Source organism: Streptomyces anandii JCM 4720 (assembly GCF_014650655.1).
In the GTDB taxonomy this organism is placed as follows: Bacteria; Actinomycetota; Actinomycetes; order Streptomycetales; family Streptomycetaceae; genus Streptomyces; species Streptomyces anandii.
Genome location: NZ_BMVJ01000003.1, coordinates 325914 through 343103, shown reverse-complemented (window position 1 = coordinate 343103; position 17190 = coordinate 325914). Strand labels below are relative to the sequence as shown.

Below are 17190 nucleotides of genomic sequence, written 5' to 3'. Positions count from 1 at the left end.
GATGCTTTACAGGTAAAACACATGTTAAGCTTGTAACCATGAGCAGTGCCACCCCCACCTCCGCGACCCGCCTCGCCCGGCGTCTTCCGCTCGCCGGCGTACTGCGGCTGGGCCGTCCCTCGGACATCTGGTTCAAACCCGCCCTCAGCGTCGTCGCGTCGGTCGCCCCGCCCAACCTGCTGCTGCTCGCCCTCGGCCGCCTCGACCTGGCCGTCTACACGATGGCCGGCTCGCTGTGCGCCCTGTACGCGCACAACCGGCCCTACGCCGCCCGGGCTCGCGCCCTGGCCTGGGTCGTGCTCGGCATGCTCTCCGGCCTCGCCGTCGCCCTGCTCGCCGCCTCGCTCACCCGTAACGCGGTCGTCCTGGTCACCGTCGGCGCGCTGATGGCCGCCGCGCAGAAGGCACTGTGCGACGCCACCCGCATCGGCCCGCCCGGCAACGTCGTCCTCACCTTCATCAGCTCCGCCTCGCTGTTCGTCCCGCAGTCCCTCGGACAGATCCCCGCCCATATGGGACTGGCCGCCGCCGCGGCCGCCTGGGCCTGGCTGGTCGGCATGGCGCCGGGCCTCCTGCGCCCGCACGGCCCCGAGCGCCGCGCCACCGCCCAGGCGCTGAACGCGGCCGCCGCCTATGCGGCCACCCGCGGCACCGGCGAGGGACACGCCCGGGCCCGCGCCGCGGCCGCGGCCGCCGTGCAGGCCGCCTGGCAGGCGCTGCTGTCCACCGGCGCCCGCTCGGAGCCCCGGCGCGCCCTGGAGCGGCTGCTCGTCCGCGCCGAGGTCGCCCTCGCCGCCCCCGCCGACACCGACCCCGTACCGCTGCGGAGCTGGGCCCGCGACCTGTGCGGCAGCGGCCCGGTCCCGCACACCGGCCGGACCGAGGCGGCCACCGAGGAACTCCTCGGCGTGGACGCCGAGCTCACCGCCCGGCACCGCCCCTGGTGGCGCCGGCTCGGCCCGCTCGCGCCGATCGCCCTGCGCACGGCGCTGGGCTGCGCGCTCGCCGGATACGCCTCCCTGGCGCTCGGTGTCGGCCGCCCGTACTGGGCCCTGGTCACCGCCGCCTCCCTCTACCAGGCCAACATCACCCTCACCTGGCGGCGGGGCGTCCAGCGCGTCGTGGGCAACCTGATCGGCGTCCTCGCCTTCGCCGTCGTGGCCCCACTCGCCCACGCCGACGGCCTGGCCCTCGTGCTGTGCTGCGTCGCGCTGAACTTCGGCGCCGAGGCACTCATCGGGCGCAACTACTGGCTCGGCACCATCTGCGTGACCCCCATGGCCCTGCTCATCACCGAGTTCGCCGGACAGCACCCGGCGGGCGAGCTGATCACCGAGCGCGCCCTGGACACCGTCGTCGGCGCCCTGGTCGGCTTCGCCGCCGCGATCGCCGTCACCAACCGCCGCGCCGGGGACCGTATCGAGCAGGCGCTGACCGCCGTCGACCGCTGCCGCGAGCGCGCCGCCCGTCTGCTCGCCGAGGAGCGGCCCGCGCCCGCCGCCCTGGAGAGCGCCCGCCGCGACCTGGCCGCCGCGCTGGTGGAACTGCGGGCGACCGCCGAGGCCGCCGCGGGCGAGTGGTGGCAGCGCGCGCTGCCCCAGGAGCGGGTGGTGCTCACCGAGCGGACCGCACACCGTACGCTCGCCGCGACGGTACGCCGCCAGGGCCTGCACACCCCGGCGGACACGGGCAGCACGACGGAGGACGTACGGCCATGACGGCGAGCACCAGCCAACCGACCGGCCCGGACCCGACACCGGCCCCGACGACCAGGGGCCCGCAGACCGCCGGAGACCCGCAGCCCCCCGCAGAACCGCGTGCCGCCGGAAGCCGGCAGGCCGCCGCGGGCCCGCAAAACGCCGGCGACCGGCAACCTCCCGCAGGGCAGCGGGCCGCCGTGGAGCCGCCGGCCCCCGCGGAACCGCAAACCGCCGGCGACCGGCAGCCCACCGCAGAGCAGTCGGCCGCCGGGGGACCGTACCCGGTCCGTGACGACACCGTCGCCGCCGTGGTTCGGCAGTGGCGGGTCGTGGATCCGGGGCTCGACACCGCGCCGATGGAGATCATCGGCCGTATCAACCGCTGTGCCGCCCTGCTCCAGCAGGCCGAGGACGCCCCGCTGCGCCGGGCCGGGCTCACCCGGGCCGAGTTCGACCTGCTCGGGGCCCTGCGCCGTACCGGACACGAGCTCACCCCGAGCGAGCTGGCCCGGGAGACCTTCTCCTCCGGAGCCGCCGTCACCAAGCGGCTCAAGCAGCTGACCGAACGCGGCCTGGCCGAACGCCGCGGCGACACCCGCGACCGCCGGGTCGCCCACGTCCGCCTCACCGACGCCGGACGCGACCTCGTGGACGGCATCCTGCCCGCGCAGCTCGCCCACGAGCGCGAGCTCCTGTCCGCCCTCGACCGCGGCGACCGCGGCGACCTCGCGGTGCTCCTCGGCGAACTCCTCGAACGCCTGGAGGGCCGCCCGCGCACACCGCGCGTGTAGGTCTCAGCGCTCCTGGCCGGCCTGGTAGACGCCGAAGGCGGCGCCCTGGGGGTCGCGGAGGACCGCGATGCGGGGACCGTCCGGCACCGAGGTGGGTTCCTGCAGGGCCTTGGCCCCGGCCCGCAGCGCGGTCTCGGCGGTGGCGTCCACGTCCTCGACCGCGAAGTACGGCAGCCAGTGCGGCGGCACGTCGGCCGGGAAGCGGTCGTGCATCGACGTCACGCCGCCGAAGTCCTCGCCGTGCAGGCCCCACTGCGTGTACCACTCCGAGGCGTTCACGCTCCAGCCGAACACCGACGTGTAGAAGTCCCGGGCGCGCTTGATGTCGCGGGTGGAGAGCTCCACCCAGCCCAGCGAGCCCGGCCGGTTGAACACGTCCGCACCGCAGAACTCGCCGGCCTGCCACAGATGGAACGCGGCGCCCGAGGGATCCAGCGCCACCGTCAGCCGGCCCTCGTCGAAGACGTCGATCGGCCCCCGGATCACCGTGCCGCCGGCCTGCGCGACCTTGTTCGCGGCCGCGTCCGCGTTTCCGACGGCGAACGTCACGCTCCAGGCCACCGGCTGCGAGGGCCGGTACAGCGGCCCGAGCCCGGCCACGGCCGCGTCGCCCAGACGGACGACGGTGTATCCGCGCAGCTCCTCACGGGGGTCCGTCTCGCACCGCCAGTCGAAGACCTCCCCGTAGAACCGCTTGGCCGCCTGGAGATCGCTGGTTCCCAGCTCAGCCCAGCAGGGGCCGCCGACCACCGGTTTGTCGAACTCCATGGCACTCCTCCGGGATGGCTCGTCCCCACCACCAGCACGCTAGCCCCGGGCAACGACGGCGGCCAGCCGGAGCACACCGCTGTCACTCCCGGCTAGATCCCCGGTCGGTAGCGCAGCGGGTGGTCCGCCGGCACCTCCACGAGCACCACGGGGATGCCGTCCGGATCGGCGACCCACATCTCGACCAGCCCCCACGGCTCGCGCACCGGCGGGCGCACGATCTCCACGCCCTTGGCGCGCAGCTCCTCGTGGGCGGCGGCCGCGTCCGCGACCTGGAGCCACAGCCGCACCGGCGCGGCCTGCGGGTCCGCGGCGGCCTCCGCGCGCCCGGAGAGCTCGAGGAACCCGCCGCCGAGGAAGTACACGGTGCCGCGTTCCGGCCCGGTGCCGAACTCGCGGTAGACGGCGAGGCCCAGCTGCTCGCCGTAGAAGACACGGGAACGCTCGGGATCCATGGGCCGGAGCAGTGTCCGGCTGCTGAGTACGTGCACCATGCATCCGGACCCTAGTGGCAGGATGGCGTCCGGCCCCCCGCTGCCGCGCCCGAGAACGAAAGGCATGATCCATGGAGTCCGCCGCGACCGCCCCTTCCGCCGCGACCGCCCTCGTCTTCCGCGATGCCACCGACGCCGACGTCGACACGCTCGTCGCGCTGATCGAGTCGGCGTACCGCGGGGACTCCAGCCGGGCCGGCTGGACCACCGAGGCGGACATCCTCGAAGGGCAGCGCACCGACCCGGAGGGCGTCCTGGAGGTCATCAAGTCGCCCGACAGCCGGCTGCTGACCGTGGAGAGCGACGGGCGTGTGGTCGCCTGCTGCCAGCTCGAGCACCGCGGCGCGCACGCCTACTTCGGCATGTTCGCGGTGAGCCCCGCGCTCCAGGGCGCCGGGCTGGGCAAGGTCGTCATCGCCGAGGCCGAGCGCCTGGCCCGCGAGACCTGGGGCGCCACCGAGATGCACATGACGGTGATCACCGTGCGCGAGGACCTGATCGCCTGGTACGAGCGCCGCGGTTACCGCCGTACGGGAAGGACCACGCCCTTCCCGTACGGCGACGAGCGCTTCGGCATCCCGCAGCGCGACGACCTCGAGTTCGAACTGCTGGTCAAGGAACTCAAGGACAAGGAAGTCGCGTGACGCACACGGCCGCCGGCTACGCGATGAAGCGCCCCGTGCGCTTGATCTCCGGGTAGTCGGTCGTCGCGCCGTCCAGCTCCAGGGCGCGCGCCAGCCTGAGGTGGTCCAGGGTGTTGACCACCCAGCCGATGATCCGCAGGTCGGCCTTGCGCGCGTGCTCGACGATCTCCAGCGTGAGGCGGCGGATGTCGAGCACCAGCGTGGCCGCGCCCACGGCGGTGGCGCGCTCGACGACCTCGGTGCCGTAGTGCTCGGCGACCAGCGCGGTGCGCGCACCGGGGACCAGGCGGGCGACCTCGGCGATCGCCTCGTCGTGGAAGGACAGCACCTCGACCCGGGAGACCAGGTCGCGCCGCAGCATCACCTCGGCCAGGACGCGCGCCGCCGCGGCGTCCTTGATCTCGGCCTGCAGCGGGGTCCTTACGGCGTCGACGACCTCCTCGAAGACCGGGATCCGCTCGCCGTGCCCGGCGTCGAGCGCGCGCAGCTCGGCCAGCGTCTTGTCGGCGATCGGGCCGCTGCCGTCGGTCGTGCGGTCCACGTCGGCGTCGTGCATGACGACGAGCGCGCCGTCCTTGCTCAGATGCAGATCGAGTTCGATGACGTCGAGGCCGGCCTGCTGGGCGGCGACGAAGGAACGGAGGGTGTTCTCGGGCTCGACACCCATGACTCCGCGGTGACCGATGGTAAGGAAGTTCAAGGTTCAACTCGCTTCCGTCGACGGCGGCTCGGCGCGGCGCGGAGCGACCGGACGTCGTCGTCCGCGCGGCAGTGCCGGGAGCCTAACCGTCCGGGCGCCCGATGAACCCGTGCCTGCGCGGGGCAGTGGGGTGACGGCCGGGATGTGCCGGGCGCGGATCCGCCGGGGCGGTCACCCCGGCGTGGGCGAGTCCCGCGCGCGTTGACCCCCGCCCGCCGCGCCCCGCGCGGCTGGAACTCGCCGTCGCCCACAGAGGGTTGACTCACCCGACCGGCCTAGGGGAACTGGCTGCCGTCCGGGTGTCCGGCAGGAAAATGGACGGCAAAGATGGGTCTGCGCAGAATAATTTACGGAGGGTGCCCTTGCTGGCGGAAACCACGTACGTATACGGTCTCCTTACGCGAGCTTCTCCCGTGGAGGATGGGACATGACGGAAATTCTTGTGCAGGTGGGTGCGGAGGGACAGGTTCCTCCGGCGAGCAGGGTGGTGGAGCACCCGACATGGCCCGTGCTCAAGGATGCCGTGGAGCAGATCCGGCCATGGCAGTCCAAGGACGGGTCGATCGACTTCGAGGCCGAGGGCGCCCCCGCCCGCGCGGACGCCGAGCGGGCGGTGCGCCAGGTGATCGGCGCGGTCGAGGAGCTGTCCGCGCTGCTGCCGCACGACGCCGCGTACCACGAGGCACTGGTCAGGGACCTGAACCGCTGGGCCGAGGGCGGCTTCGAGGTGCCCGACTTCCTGGACTCGCTGCTGGCCTTCCAGCCGGCCGCGAGCCGCGCGGACGGTCTGCAGCACCTGGTCGTCTTCCCGATGTACACGCAGAACGGCAACCCCGACCGCAACTTCGAGGCGGTCGTCCTGCGCATGGTGTGGCCCGAGTGGCTGGCCGAGCTGGAGCGCACCCGCTACGACAACCCGCTGTTCTGCGGCATCACCTTCGAGGACTTCACGGCCGGCTACGACACCAACTCCGCCGTCCTCTTCCCCGAGACCATCGCCGTGCGTGAAGCGCCGGAACGATTCTCCTGGGGCGGCATCTTCTGCGACCGAGAGGCCGCCCGCTTCCGCCGGGTCACCGCCGCCGCCGTGGACCTCCTCGGCCTCCAGCTGCCCGAGGACATCGCCGCCATGGTCCACGACCAGAAGCGCTGCGAGGAGGCCTTCGTGCTGTGGGACATGGTCCACGACCGCACCCACAGCCACGGCGACCTGCCGTTCGACCCGTTCATGATCAAGCAGCGCCAGCCGTTCTGGATGTACGGCCTGGAGGAGCTGCGCTGCGACCTCACCGCCTTCAAGGAGGCCGTCAAGCTCCAGGCGGACGGCGTCGCCCAGGCGCGTGACGTGCAGTACGCGGTGCTGTTCGACCGCATGTTCCGCTTCCCGGTCACCGGCGAGCGGGTGCGCAACTACGACGGCCTCGGCGGCCAGCTGCTCTTCGCCTACCTGCACAAGCACGACGTCGTGCGCTGGACCGACAACAAGCTCTCCATCGACTGGGAGCGCGCCCCGCAGGTCACCAACCAGCTGTGCGCCGAGATCGAGAAGCTGTACCGCGACGGCATCGACCGTCCCAAGCTCGTCCACTGGTTCGCCGGCTACGAGCTGGTCTCCACCTACCTCGCCCCGCACCCCGGCTCCAAGTGGGCCAAGGGCCCCGAGGCCCTGGACCTGACCCAGCCGCCGCGCAAGCTCGTCGATGACGTGCTTCCGGACGAGTTTCCGCTCAGCATGTTCTACGAGGCACTGTCCAAGAAGCTGAAGAATGTGATCGCCTCCACCAAGGGCATCACGGCGGACGGCGCCGAGCGGATCGCCGCGTGAGCGACCGCGCCCGGAACACTGCTGCTACGGAGGCGAAGAAGATGGGGAACGGGGCTCTCAGCGGTGCGGTGATCGCGGTGGCCGGCGCGGGCGGACCCGCCGGCCGGGCGGCACTGCTGCGCCTGGCCGAGGCGGGCGCCACCGTCATCGGCGCCGACAACGACCCGCAGCGGCTCTCGGAGGCCGTGGACGCCGCCCGCTACGCCTCCGGCGGCGCCACCGTCACCGGCGACACCGTCGACCTGCTCGACCTGAAGTCCACCCGGGACTGGGCCGCCCACATCGAGAAGGACTTCGGCCGCGTCGACGGCCTGGTCCACCTCGTGGGCGGCTGGCGCGGCAGCGAGACCTTCACCAAGACCAGCCTCGACGACTGGGACTTCCTGGAGCTGTTGCTCGTCAAGACCGTGCAGCACACCTCCCTCGCCTTCCACGAGGCGCTGCAGCGCAGCGACCGCGGCCGGTACGTGCTGATCAGCGCGGCCGGCGCCACCCGGCCCACCGCGGGCAACGCCGCCTACTCCGCCGCCAAGGCCGCGGCCGAGGCCTGGACCCTGGCCATGGCCGACTACTTCCGCAAGGCCGGGAAGGCGGAGGGCGCCGAGGGCGCGACGTCGGCGGCTGCGATCCTGGTGGTGAAGGCGTTGGTGCACGACGCGATGCGCGCCGAGCGCCCCAACGCGAAGTTCGCGGGCTTCACGGACGTCGAGGACCTGGCCGAGGCCATCGAGAACGTCTGGAGCATGCCCGCCGCGGAAGTGAACGGAAACCGTCTGTGGCTGACCGAGAAGCCGTGAACCCTCCCCGGACCGACGCACGACGCCGTCACGACCCGGAGACACGCGGTTTCGCCAGTGACAACTACGCCGGGGTCCACCCGGAGGTGCTCGCCGCCCTGGCCATGGCCAACGGCGGGCACCAGGTCGCGTACGGCGAGGACGACTACACCGCGAACCTCCAGCGGATCGTGCGCAGCCACTTCGGCGCCACCGCCGAGGCGTTCCCGGTGTTCAACGGCACCGGCGCCAACGTCGTCGCGCTCCAGGCGGTCACCGACCGCTGGGGCGCGGTGATCTGCGCCGAGAGCGCGCACATCAACGTCGACGAGGGCGGCGCGCCCGAGCGTATGGGCGGCCTGAAGCTGCTCACCGTGCCCACGCCCGACGGCAAGCTCACCCCCGAGCTCATCGACCGGCAGGCGTACGGCTGGGACGACGAGCACCGCGCGATGCCGCAGGTCGTCTCGATCACCCAGAGCACGGAGCTCGGCACGCTCTACACGCCCGAGGAGATCCGCGCGATCTGCGAGCACGCCCACGCGCACGGCATGAAGGTGCACCTGGACGGCTCCCGCATCGCCAACGCGGCCGCCTCGCTGGACGTGCCCATGCGGACGTTCACCAACGCGGTCGGCGTCGACATCCTCTCGCTGGGCGGGACGAAGAACGGCGCGATGTTCGGCGAGGCGGTCGTCGTCATCAACCAGGACGCCGTGCGCAGGATGAAGCACATCCGCAAGATGAGCATGCAGCTCGCCTCCAAGATGCGCTTCGTCTCGGTGCAGTTGGAGGCCCTGCTCGCCAGGGACCTGTGGCTGCGCAACGCCCGGCACGCCAACGCGATGGCGCAGCGGCTGGCGGAGGGCGTGCGGGCCGTGCACGGGGCGGAGATCCTCTACCCCGTCCAGGCCAACGGCGTCTTCGCCAGGCTCCCGCACGACGTGAGCGAGCGCCTGCAGAAGCGGTTCCGCTTCTACTTCTGGGACGAGGCGGAGGGGGTCGTCCGCTGGATGTGCTCCTTCGACACCACGGAGGACGACGTGGACGCCTTCGTGGCCGCGCTCAAGGAGGAGATGGCCCGCTAGTACTGCGACGGTGCCTGCCGTGACTGACGGCCAGGTCGATCGGCGGTGTGGTTGTGGGCGGGGACAGGGGGCCTTGCTGATGTCAGGCACATGGACGCACCATGACGATTCCGGATTTCGGTGATCGTGCATGAAAGATTCCGAGTCGGGCCTCACGCTGGTCCACAGTGATCAACTGCGTGCTCTTGCGAGTAGTGTCGCCCAGCAGGGTTATCGTGTGTACACCATCACCACTGCCGGCGATTCAGGCCGTGCGGCATTCTTCAATGCCGTTCGCGCGGCCATTCCACTGGATCCTCCGGTGGTGAGCTCGCGCAGCTTGGACGCGCTTTCAGATTCTCTCTGGGGCGGGATCTCGTCAACCGGCGACCAGAAAATCGCGATCATCTGGGAAGACTCATCACGTTTCTCTGAGGATTCTCCGGGAGAATTCGAGAACGCATGCTCGGTCCTGGCCGAAGTCGCCGAGTCCCTGGCTGATCGGACGTACACAGCCGGACAGCCAAAACAGGTTCGCGTGTTCGTTTCAAGGGAATAGCCGCTCGGGCGGAAGCCGAGAACTGCCCCCGGTGGCATGTGATCAACGCCGGGGCAGGCTGGGATCCTGTGGTGTGTGGGTGTCCAGTGGGCCCTGACCACAGCTCGACTCTCCGCGGGATCTTGCCGCCGGTCGCGGGTGGAAGGCCCTGGCGCCGGGTCCCCGCCGGAGCGGTGGTGCGATCTGCATAGTTATGCGATCATTCGAAAAGTCATTGACTGGCGAGTGATCGCATTCCTATGCTCTGCGGGCATGGAGCTGATCCAGGACACCCCCGATCTGTCCGCCTATCTGGCCGCCGACGAGGCGATCGACCACGAGCATCCGGTGGTCCGCGAGACGGCCGCGCGCCTGACCGAGGGGGTGGCGGACTCGTATGCCTATGCGCGAGCCGCCTACGAGTTCGTACGCGACACCATCCCGCACTCCCAGGACGCCGGCGACCCGCGCGTCACCTGGCGCGCCTCCGACGTGCTGAGCGGCCGTACCGGGATCTGCCACGCCAAGGCGCACGCGCTGGCCGCCCTGCTGCGCGCCGAGGACATCCCCACGGCGCTGTGCTACCAGCGGCTCACCCACGACGACGGCGCCGGACACGTGGTGCACGGGCTCGTCGCCGTGCGGTTCAACGGAGCCTGGCACCGGCAGGACCCGCGCGGCAACAAGCCGGGAGTGGACGCCCGCTTCTCCCTCGCGGGCGAGCGCCTGGCCTTCACGCCCGACCCGGCCGCGGGCGAGTACGACCACCCGGTCCTGTACGCGGCGCCGCTCCCGGCCGTGCTCGGCGCCCTGAGGGCCGCCCCCGACCGGCCGCGGCTGTGGAAGACGCTCCCCAGCGCCCTGTGAGTCCCGGTGGCTCCCGGCGGCCGGCGTCTCAGCTTACGGTCGGCGGAGGGGCTCCAGGTCAGTGAGCCGTGCGCAGCTGCTCCGGGGTCGGGGCCGTGCCGCCGAGGTGGGCCGGCATCCACCAGGTGTCCTCCGGGCCCCTGGGGCGCACCGGATAGGCCCGCTGGGCCGCCTCGAGCAGCTCCTGGACGCGCTCGCGCAGCCGGCGGGTGATGGCGCCCGCGTACTGCTCGCGCGGGGCCTCCACCGGCTCGCCGACGCGGATCGTGATGGGGGTGTGGCTGCGCTTGAAGTTGCGCGGGTGGCCCTTGGTCCACAGCCGCTGCGTGCCCCAGACCGCCATCGGCACCAGCGGCACGCCCGCCTCCTGGGCCAGCCGGGCCGCCCCCGACTTGAAGCTCTTGAGCGTGAACGACTGCGAGATCGTGGCCTCCGGGAAGACCCCGATCACCTCGCCCGACCGCAGCGAGTCCAGCGCGTGGGCGTACGCCGCCTCACCCTGGGCGCGGTCCACCGGGATGTGTTTCATGCCGCGCATCAGCGGGCCGGAGATCCGGTGCCGGAACACCGACTCCTTCGCCATGAAGCGCACCAGCCGCTTCTGGGGCAGGGCCGCCAGGCCGTTGAAGACGAAGTCCAGGTAGCTGATGTGGTTGCTCACCAACACGGCGCCGCCCGAGCGCGGGATGTTCTCCGAGCCGCGGCAGTCGATCCGGAGGTCCCACACCTTGAACATCGTGCGGGCGAGACCGATGACGGGACGGTAGACGAGCTCGGCCATGAGCGGGGCGGACCCTTCTGTCTGCCAGGTGAGCGGACTCCCGGCGGAAGTTACGCTGCCGTAGGTTTACGGCATGTCGCAGATCGTGCCCCAAGAACGGCCGGGGAGCCAGCCCGCGTGCCCGGCCGGGGCGAGATCCTCGTCACGTCGGCCCAATGGCGCCGCCCCAGCCGTCACTTCCTACGCACCGTCACCTACTGCGCCGGCGGACGCATCTCGCATTCCGGGCGGGAATCCTTGCGGTCGTCCGAACGCTGAAGGAGGACGACGACCTGAGTGGCGGCGGGCGCGGCGGCGAGCGCCCGAGGAGTGCCGCATCGGCGGCGGAACGGGAGAGAACGGGTGCGCGAGCGCGACGAGGGCGGACGGCTCGGTGCCGGGGAACTGGGCGGCCACCTGGGGGAGCGCGCCACGCTGGTGCAGTTCTCCAGCGCCTTCTGCGCCCCCTGCCGCGCCACCCGGCGGATCCTCCGTGAGGTCGCGGACGTCGTGCCCGGGGTCGCCCACATCGAGATCGACGCGGAGGCCCGGCTTGGGCTGGTGCGCGAGCTCGGCATCGTCAGGACGCCCACCGTGCTCGTACTGGACGCTGAGGGCCGGATCGTGCGGCGGGCCACCGGGCTGCCGCGCAAGGCGGACGTCATCGCGGCCCTGGGGGCGGCGGTTTGACAGCCCTTCCGGCATCCGTTGCCGCACTCCTTCCGGCGCCCTTCGCCGTGACGGTGAGGCATCTCCCAGATCCTGGGACGTACTTGACTGGGCGCGCCACCTATCGTCAGCCTGACTGCATGCCTTTGGAACTCCTTCTGTTCGGGCGGGCGGACGTCGATCTCGCCCGTCACGCGAGCGCGCGCTGTCCGGGCCGGTGAGAACCCCCGGATCCCGCTCGTCCCACCAGCAGAAGGACAACTCCATGACGGCCACACCCGGCCTCACCGCGTTCCAGCTCGCCTCGCCCGATCTCCTGCGCTCCGTCTTCCGCCGGCACGCCGCGGGTGTGGCGGTGATCACCGCCGGCGGTGAGGCCGGACCGGTCGGCTTCACCGCGACCTCCCTCACCTCCGTCTCCGCCGACCCGCCGCTGATCTCGTTCGGCATCGGCACCGGCGCGTCGAGCTGGCCGGCGATCTCCCGTACCGGCCACGTCGGCGTCCACATACTCGGCGAGCACCAGCAGGAGCTTGCCGCAACCTTCGCCCGCAGCGGCGCCGACCGTTTCGGCCCGCCCACCGCCTGGCGCGAGGGTCCCGAGGGCGTGCCGCTCCTGGACGACGTGCTCGCCTGGCTGGTCTGCCGCGTCGTGGGGCGGGTTCCGGCCGGTGATCACCGCATCGTCCTTGCGGAGGTCGTCCTCGGCGATCCGGCGGGCGCGGGCCGGCCCCTGCTGTACCACCAGGGCCGCTTCAGCGGCCTGCGCGACTGACCACGCGGCCGCGCCCTTCTGCGCGGACGTCGAATTCCGGTTACGCTGCGTTGCGAAGGTCACAGTTCAAAGCGCTTGCTTAGCGGGAATGAACTGGGTGTACTGACGAGTAATATTCCGGTCGGAGCGCGGGGTCGCCCCGACCGGGATCGGCCGCTTCAGGCGCCTATGCTGCCTGCAAGAAGGCAGCCCAGAAATGACGATGCAGTAGGAGAGCCGGCGTGAGCTTGAGGATCGTTGTCACTGTGAAGTACGTGCCCGACGCCACTGGCGACCGGCACTTCGCCGATGACCTGACCGTCGACCGTGACGACGTGGACGGTCTGCTCTCCGAGCTGGACGAGTACGCGGTCGAGCAGGCGCTGCAGATCGCCGAGGACGCGGACGACGCCGAGGTCACCGTCCTGACGGTGGGTCCGGAGGACGCCAAGGACGCGCTGCGCAAGGCCCTGTCGATGGGCGCGGACAAGGCGATCCACGTCGAGGACGACGACCTGCACGGCACCGACGCCATCGGCACCTCCCTGGTGCTGGCCAAGGCCATCGAGAAGGCCGGCTTCGACCTGGTCGTCTCCGGCATGGCCTCCACCGACGGCACCATGGGCGTCGTCCCCGCGCTGCTGGCCGAGCGCCTGGGCGTGCCGCAGGTGACCCTGCTGTCGGAGGTGTCGGTCGAGGACGGCACCGTCAAGGGCCGCCGCGACGGTGACGCCGCCTCGGAGCAGCTCGAGGCCTCGCTGCCGGCCGTGGTGTCGGTGACCGACCAGTCGGGTGAGGCGCGTTACCCGTCCTTCAAGGGCATCATGGCGGCCAAGAAGAAGCCGGTGGAGTCCTGGGACCTGTCCGACCTGGACATCGACGCGGACGAGGTCGGCCTGGAGAACGCCTGGACGAAGGTCGACGCCGCGGCCGAGCGCCCGGCCCGCACCGCGGGCACGATCGTCAAGGACGAGGGCGAGGGCGGCAAGCAGCTCGCCGAGTTCCTCGCGAGCCAGAAGTTCATCTAAGGGCTCGCGCCCGCCGACCGCCCCTCAACTTCGTTTCCGCAGGAGAGCAATCCCATGGCTGAAGTCCTCGTCTACGTCGACCACGTGGACGGTGCCGTCCGCAAGCCCACCCTCGAACTGCTGACCCTCGCCCGCCGCGTCGGCGAGCCGGTCGCCGTCGCGCTGGGCGCGGGCGCCGCCGACACCGCCGCCGCCCTGGCCGAGCACGGCGCGGTGAAGGTCCTCACCCACGACGCCTCCGAGTACGCCGAGTACCTGGTGGTGCCGAAGGTGGACGCGCTGCAGGCCGCCGTCGAGCAGGTCTCGCCGGCCGCCGTGCTCGTCCCGTCCTCCGCCGAGGGCAAGGAGATCGCCGCCCGTCTGGCGCTGCGCATCGGCTCCGGCATCATCACCGACGCCGTCGACCTCGAGGCCGGCGACGAGGGCCCGGTGGCCACCCAGTCGGTGTTCGCCGCGTCCTTCACCACCAAGTCCCGTGTCTCCAAGGGCACTCCGGTCATCACCGTCAAGCCGAACTCGGCCGCCGTCGAGGCCGCCCCGGCCGCCGGTGCGGTCGAGGCCCTGTCCGTCACCTTCTCCGACAAGGCCACCGGCACCAAGGTCACCGGCCGCACGGCGCGTGAGTCCACCGGCCGCCCGGAGCTGACCGAGGCCGCGATCGTCGTCTCCGGCGGCCGTGGCGTCAACGGCGCGGAGAACTTCGCGATCATCGAGGCCCTCGCCGACTCCCTCGGCGCGGCCGTGGGCGCCTCGCGCGCCGCGGTGGACGCCGGCTGGTACCCGCACACCAACCAGGTCGGCCAGACCGGCAAGTCCGTCTCGCCGCAGCTCTACATCGCCAACGGCATCTCCGGCGCGATCCAGCACCGGGCCGGCATGCAGACCTCGAAGACCATCGTGGCCGTCAACAAGGACGCCGAGGCCCCGATCTTCGACCTGGTCGACTACGGCGTGGTCGGCGACCTCTTCGACGTCGTCCCGCAGCTCACCGAGGAGATCAAGACCCGCAAGGGCTGAGTTCTCCCGTCCCGGCTGTACGAGGCCCCCGTGACCCGCTGGTCACGGGGGCCTCGGCTTGTCCCCGCCGCGCCCCTGGGTCCAGGCTGCGAGCAGGTGTTGACCGGCGGAAAGAGCCGTGGATACCTTCGACCCCATCAACTTCAACACTTTGTTGATTCTCATGGAAGGGCGTGGGGGCATGGGCCAGGGCCAGGGGCACGACGGGCAGGAGCGGGTGGCGACCACTCTCACGGGCGCGGTCCGCGAGGAGATCGGCGCCCGACTCGCGCCGGTCGACGCGGAGCTGGAGCGCCGCTACCCGGGCGACCCGGGCACCCGCCAGCCCGTCCACACGGTCTACGTGCCCGGCGACGCCTTCGCCGCCGGCACCGTCCGCTCCTGGGGCGGTCAGGCCCTCGCCGCGCTGGAGGAGCACGCCCCGGACGCGGAGTCGTTCGCCGCGGTGCTCGGCCTGGACGACGAACTCGCGGTGCCCGTCCACGAGCGCGTGCGCGCCAAGCTCGAACGCGAGCCGGTCGAGGATCTGCGGATCGACTTCGAGGACGGCTACGGCCGGCGCTCCGACGACGAGGAGGACCGGGACGCGGCCCGGGCGGCCCGCCTCGTCGCCGCAACCTGCGCGGACGGCACGGGTGCGCCCTGGACGGGCATCCGCATGAAGTGCATGGAGGCGCAGGTCCGCGACCGCGGCATCCGCACCCTGGACATCTTCCTCACCGGACTGATGGAGGCCGGCGGCCTTCCCGCCGGACTGGTCCTGACGCTGCCGAAGGTGACGTACGCCGAGCAGGTCACCGCTATGGTGCGGCTGCTGGAGGCCTTCGAGAAGGCCCACGGTCTCGACGAGGGCCGCCTCGGCTTCGAGATCCAGATCGAGACCAGCCAGGCGATCCTCGCCGCCGACGGCACCGCCACCGTGGCCCGCATGATCCAGGCCGCCGAGGGCCGCGCCACGGGTCTGCACTACGGCACCTTCGACTACAGCGCCTGCCTCGGCGTCTCCGCCGCGTACCAGGCGAGCGACCACCCCGCCGCGGACCACGCCAAGGCGGTCATGCAGGTCGCGGCCGCGGGCACCGGCGTACGCCTCTCGGACGGCTCCACCAACGTGCTGCCGGTCGGCCCGGCCGAGAAGGTCCACGAGGCCTGGCGCCTGCACTACGGGCTCACCCGCCGCGCCCTGTCCCGCGCCTACTACCAGGGCTGGGACATGCACCCCGCGCACCTCCCGACCCGGTACGCGGCCGTGTTCGCCTTCTATCGCGAGGGCTTCCGCGAGGCCGCGACCCGCCTCGCCCGCTACGCGGCCCGCACCGCCGGGGACGTCCTCGACGAGCCCGCCACGGCCAAGGCCCTCGGTGCCCACCTGCTGCGCGGCCTGGACTGCGGCGCCCTGACCCTCGCCGAGATCACCGACCTGACCGGCCTGACCCGCCCGGCTCTGGAATCCTTCGCGAGCCCCCGGCGGGCCGGCCTCACGACCACGCCCCGCTGAGACGGCGCGGGGTGCGGGGGCGGTGTTCAGCCGGCCGGGGGCAGCTCGCCCGAGCCGCGGGTCACCAGCCTCGTGGGCAGCTCGATGCGCTCAGGGCCGACGAGGCTGCCGTCCAGCTGACGGAAGAGGCGTTCCGCGGCCGTGCGGCCGAGCGCCGCCGCGTCCTGGGCCACCACCGTCACCCCGGGCTGCAGCAGATCGGCGAGCTCGATGTCGTCGAACCCCACCAGCGCCACCGGACGACTCCGCTCGGCCAGCACGCGGATCACGGTGACCGTCACCCGGTTGTTGCCGGTGAAGATCGCCGTCACCGGCTCCGGCCCGGACAGCATCGCCTCGGCCGCCCGCCGTACCCGCTCCGGATCGGTGACCCCGAGGGACATCCACGAGTCCTCGACCGGTATCCCCGCGTCCTCCATCGCCGCCCGGTACCCGCGCAGCCGCTCCGCGGCCGTGTGGATACGGGGCATGTCGCCGATGAACCCGATCCGCCGGTGCCCGTGCGCGATCAGGTGCGCCACGCCGTCCCGGGCGCCCCCGAAGTTGTCCGACAGGACCACGTCCGCGTCGATCCTCCCGGCCGGCCGGTCGACGAACACCGTGGCGACGCCCGCCTTGATCTCGGGCTCCAGGTACCGGTGGTCGTCCCCGGCCGGGATGACCACCAGCCCGTCCACCCGCCGCGCGCACAGCGCCAGCGCCAGTTCCTGCTCGCGGTCGGGGTCCTCCGCGCTGGAGCCGTTGATGAGCAGCGCCCCGTGCGCCCGCGCGACCTCCTCGACCGCGCGGCTGAGTGGGCCGTAGAACGGGTCGGCGAGGTCCTCCAGAACCAGCCCGATGCTCGCCGTGCGGCCCTTGCGCAGCACCCGCGCGCTGTCGTTGCGGCGGAAGCCCAGCGCCTCGATGGCCTCCTGGACGCGCCGCTCGGTGTCCGGGGTGACCCCGGGCTCGCCGTTCACCACGCGGGAGACGGTCTTGAGGCCCACCCCCGCCCGGGCCGCCACGTCCTTCATGGTCGGACGGTTGCCGTAACGGGTCCCGGAGAGGCGGTCGGAGCGGTCTGCGGGGCGGTCGGCTCGGCGGGCGGTCTCTGGCACGATGCGGCGTCCTGTCCTGTCGTCCACGGGGGGATGCGTCGGTCCATGGGGTTGTATGAGGATGTGGCGTCGAGCATAGAGCCTGGACAACGTTGTCATACGCACGAGAGACTGTCCATCGCACACTCCGGGCCTGCGCCCCCACCGCGAGACCGGGCTGCACCCACCTCTTGGTTCCTTCACGGTTGACGGGGAGA

General features: G+C 72.0%; 18 protein-coding genes. 13 read left to right on the top strand and 5 right to left on the bottom strand.

The genetic code is table 11. The features are described 5' to 3' along the window. Positions 1–38: 38 nt before the first annotated feature. Positions 39–1718 carry an FUSC family protein gene (locus IE249_RS07485; RefSeq protein ID WP_189703972.1) on the top strand — a complete coding sequence of 560 codons (1680 nt, stop codon included), beginning with the start codon at positions 39–41 and terminating at the stop codon, positions 1716–1718. 179 nt (positions 1719–1897) lie between these two features. Further along, positions 1898–2491, top strand: a complete 594-nt coding sequence (locus tag IE249_RS07480) for a MarR family winged helix-turn-helix transcriptional regulator (RefSeq protein WP_189703971.1) — start codon at positions 1898–1900, stop codon at positions 2489–2491. Between the two features lie 3 nt (positions 2492–2494). Here IE249_RS07480 and IE249_RS07475 read toward each other — a convergent pair whose 3' ends face one another. Beyond that, complete coding sequence (locus tag IE249_RS07475) at positions 2495–3259, bottom strand: VOC family protein (protein ID WP_189703970.1); 765 nt, start codon at positions 3257–3259, stop codon at positions 2495–2497. 92 nt (positions 3260–3351) lie between these two features. Beyond that, positions 3352–3753 (bottom strand): VOC family protein, encoded by a 402-nt coding sequence (locus tag IE249_RS07470; RefSeq protein ID WP_189703969.1) that lies wholly within the window; start codon positions 3751–3753, stop codon positions 3352–3354. 71 nt (positions 3754–3824) lie between these two features. Here IE249_RS07470 and IE249_RS07465 point away from each other — a divergent pair, with 71 nt between their 5' ends. Next, positions 3825–4397: a GNAT family N-acetyltransferase gene (locus IE249_RS07465; RefSeq protein WP_189703968.1), complete on the top strand. Its 573-nt coding sequence runs from the start codon at positions 3825–3827 to the stop codon at positions 4395–4397. Between the two features lie 16 nt (positions 4398–4413). Here the strand turns inward: IE249_RS07465 and IE249_RS07460 are convergent, their stop codons facing one another. Next, positions 4414–5097 (bottom strand): glycerophosphodiester phosphodiesterase, encoded by a 684-nt coding sequence (locus IE249_RS07460; RefSeq protein ID WP_189703967.1) that lies wholly within the window; start codon positions 5095–5097, stop codon positions 4414–4416. Between the two features lie 427 nt (positions 5098–5524). Here IE249_RS07460 and IE249_RS07455 point away from each other — a divergent pair, with 427 nt between their 5' ends. The 5 genes from IE249_RS07455 (at position 5525) to IE249_RS07435 (ending at position 10170) form a co-directional block, all read left to right on the top strand. Further along, positions 5525–6922 carry a DUF6421 family protein gene (locus IE249_RS07455; protein WP_189703966.1) on the top strand — a complete coding sequence of 466 codons (1398 nt, stop codon included), beginning with the start codon at positions 5525–5527 and terminating at the stop codon, positions 6920–6922. Positions 6923–6963: 41 nt separating this feature from the next. Further along, positions 6964–7719, top strand: a complete 756-nt coding sequence (locus tag IE249_RS07450) for an SDR family NAD(P)-dependent oxidoreductase (RefSeq protein WP_189703965.1) — start codon at positions 6964–6966, stop codon at positions 7717–7719. Continuing rightward, on the top strand, positions 7716–8786 hold the full coding sequence (locus IE249_RS07445) for a threonine aldolase family protein (RefSeq protein ID WP_189703964.1): 1071 nt from the start codon (positions 7716–7718) through the stop codon (positions 8784–8786). The genes IE249_RS07450 and IE249_RS07445 overlap by 4 nt, the downstream gene beginning before the upstream one ends. A 217-nt stretch (positions 8787–9003) precedes the next feature. Beyond that, on the top strand, positions 9004–9324 hold the full coding sequence (locus tag IE249_RS07440; protein ID WP_229857771.1) for a barstar family protein: 321 nt from the start codon (positions 9004–9006) through the stop codon (positions 9322–9324). A gap of 252 nt (positions 9325–9576) precedes the next feature. Further along, complete coding sequence (locus IE249_RS07435) at positions 9577–10170, top strand: transglutaminase domain-containing protein (RefSeq protein WP_189703962.1); 594 nt, start codon at positions 9577–9579, stop codon at positions 10168–10170. A gap of 58 nt (positions 10171–10228) precedes the next feature. Here IE249_RS07435 and IE249_RS07430 read toward each other — a convergent pair whose 3' ends face one another. Then, the gene (locus tag IE249_RS07430; protein WP_189703961.1) at positions 10229–10951 is read right to left on the bottom strand and encodes a lysophospholipid acyltransferase family protein; all 723 of its coding nucleotides are present in this window, start codon (positions 10949–10951) and stop codon (positions 10229–10231) included. 276 nt (positions 10952–11227) lie between these two features. Here IE249_RS07430 and IE249_RS07425 point away from each other — a divergent pair, with 276 nt between their 5' ends. The 5 genes from IE249_RS07425 to IE249_RS07405 all read left to right on the top strand — a co-directional run bounded on the left by IE249_RS07425 (position 11228) and on the right by IE249_RS07405 (position 15896). Further along, complete coding sequence (locus tag IE249_RS07425; RefSeq protein ID WP_189703960.1) at positions 11228–11620, top strand: TlpA family protein disulfide reductase; 393 nt, start codon at positions 11228–11230, stop codon at positions 11618–11620. Positions 11621–11864: 244 nt separating this feature from the next. Further along, positions 11865–12374, top strand: coding sequence for a flavin reductase family protein (locus IE249_RS07420; protein ID WP_189703959.1), 510 nt, complete (start codon positions 11865–11867; stop codon positions 12372–12374). A 221-nt stretch (positions 12375–12595) separates the two neighbouring features. Next, positions 12596–13381, top strand: a complete 786-nt coding sequence (locus IE249_RS07415) for an electron transfer flavoprotein subunit beta/FixA family protein (protein WP_189703958.1) — start codon at positions 12596–12598, stop codon at positions 13379–13381. Positions 13382–13435: 54 nt separating this feature from the next. Beyond that, positions 13436–14398 carry an electron transfer flavoprotein subunit alpha/FixB family protein gene (locus IE249_RS07410; protein WP_189703957.1) on the top strand — a complete coding sequence of 321 codons (963 nt, stop codon included), beginning with the start codon at positions 13436–13438 and terminating at the stop codon, positions 14396–14398. A gap of 181 nt (positions 14399–14579) precedes the next feature. Next, the gene (locus IE249_RS07405; protein WP_189704184.1) at positions 14580–15896 is read left to right on the top strand and encodes a DUF6986 family protein; all 1317 of its coding nucleotides are present in this window, start codon (positions 14580–14582) and stop codon (positions 15894–15896) included. Positions 15897–15922: 26 nt separating this feature from the next. Here the strand turns inward: IE249_RS07405 and IE249_RS07400 are convergent, their stop codons facing one another. Next, positions 15923–17020, bottom strand: a complete 1098-nt coding sequence (locus IE249_RS07400; RefSeq protein ID WP_373304355.1) for a LacI family DNA-binding transcriptional regulator — start codon at positions 17018–17020, stop codon at positions 15923–15925. Positions 17021–17190: the final 170 nt, after the last annotated feature.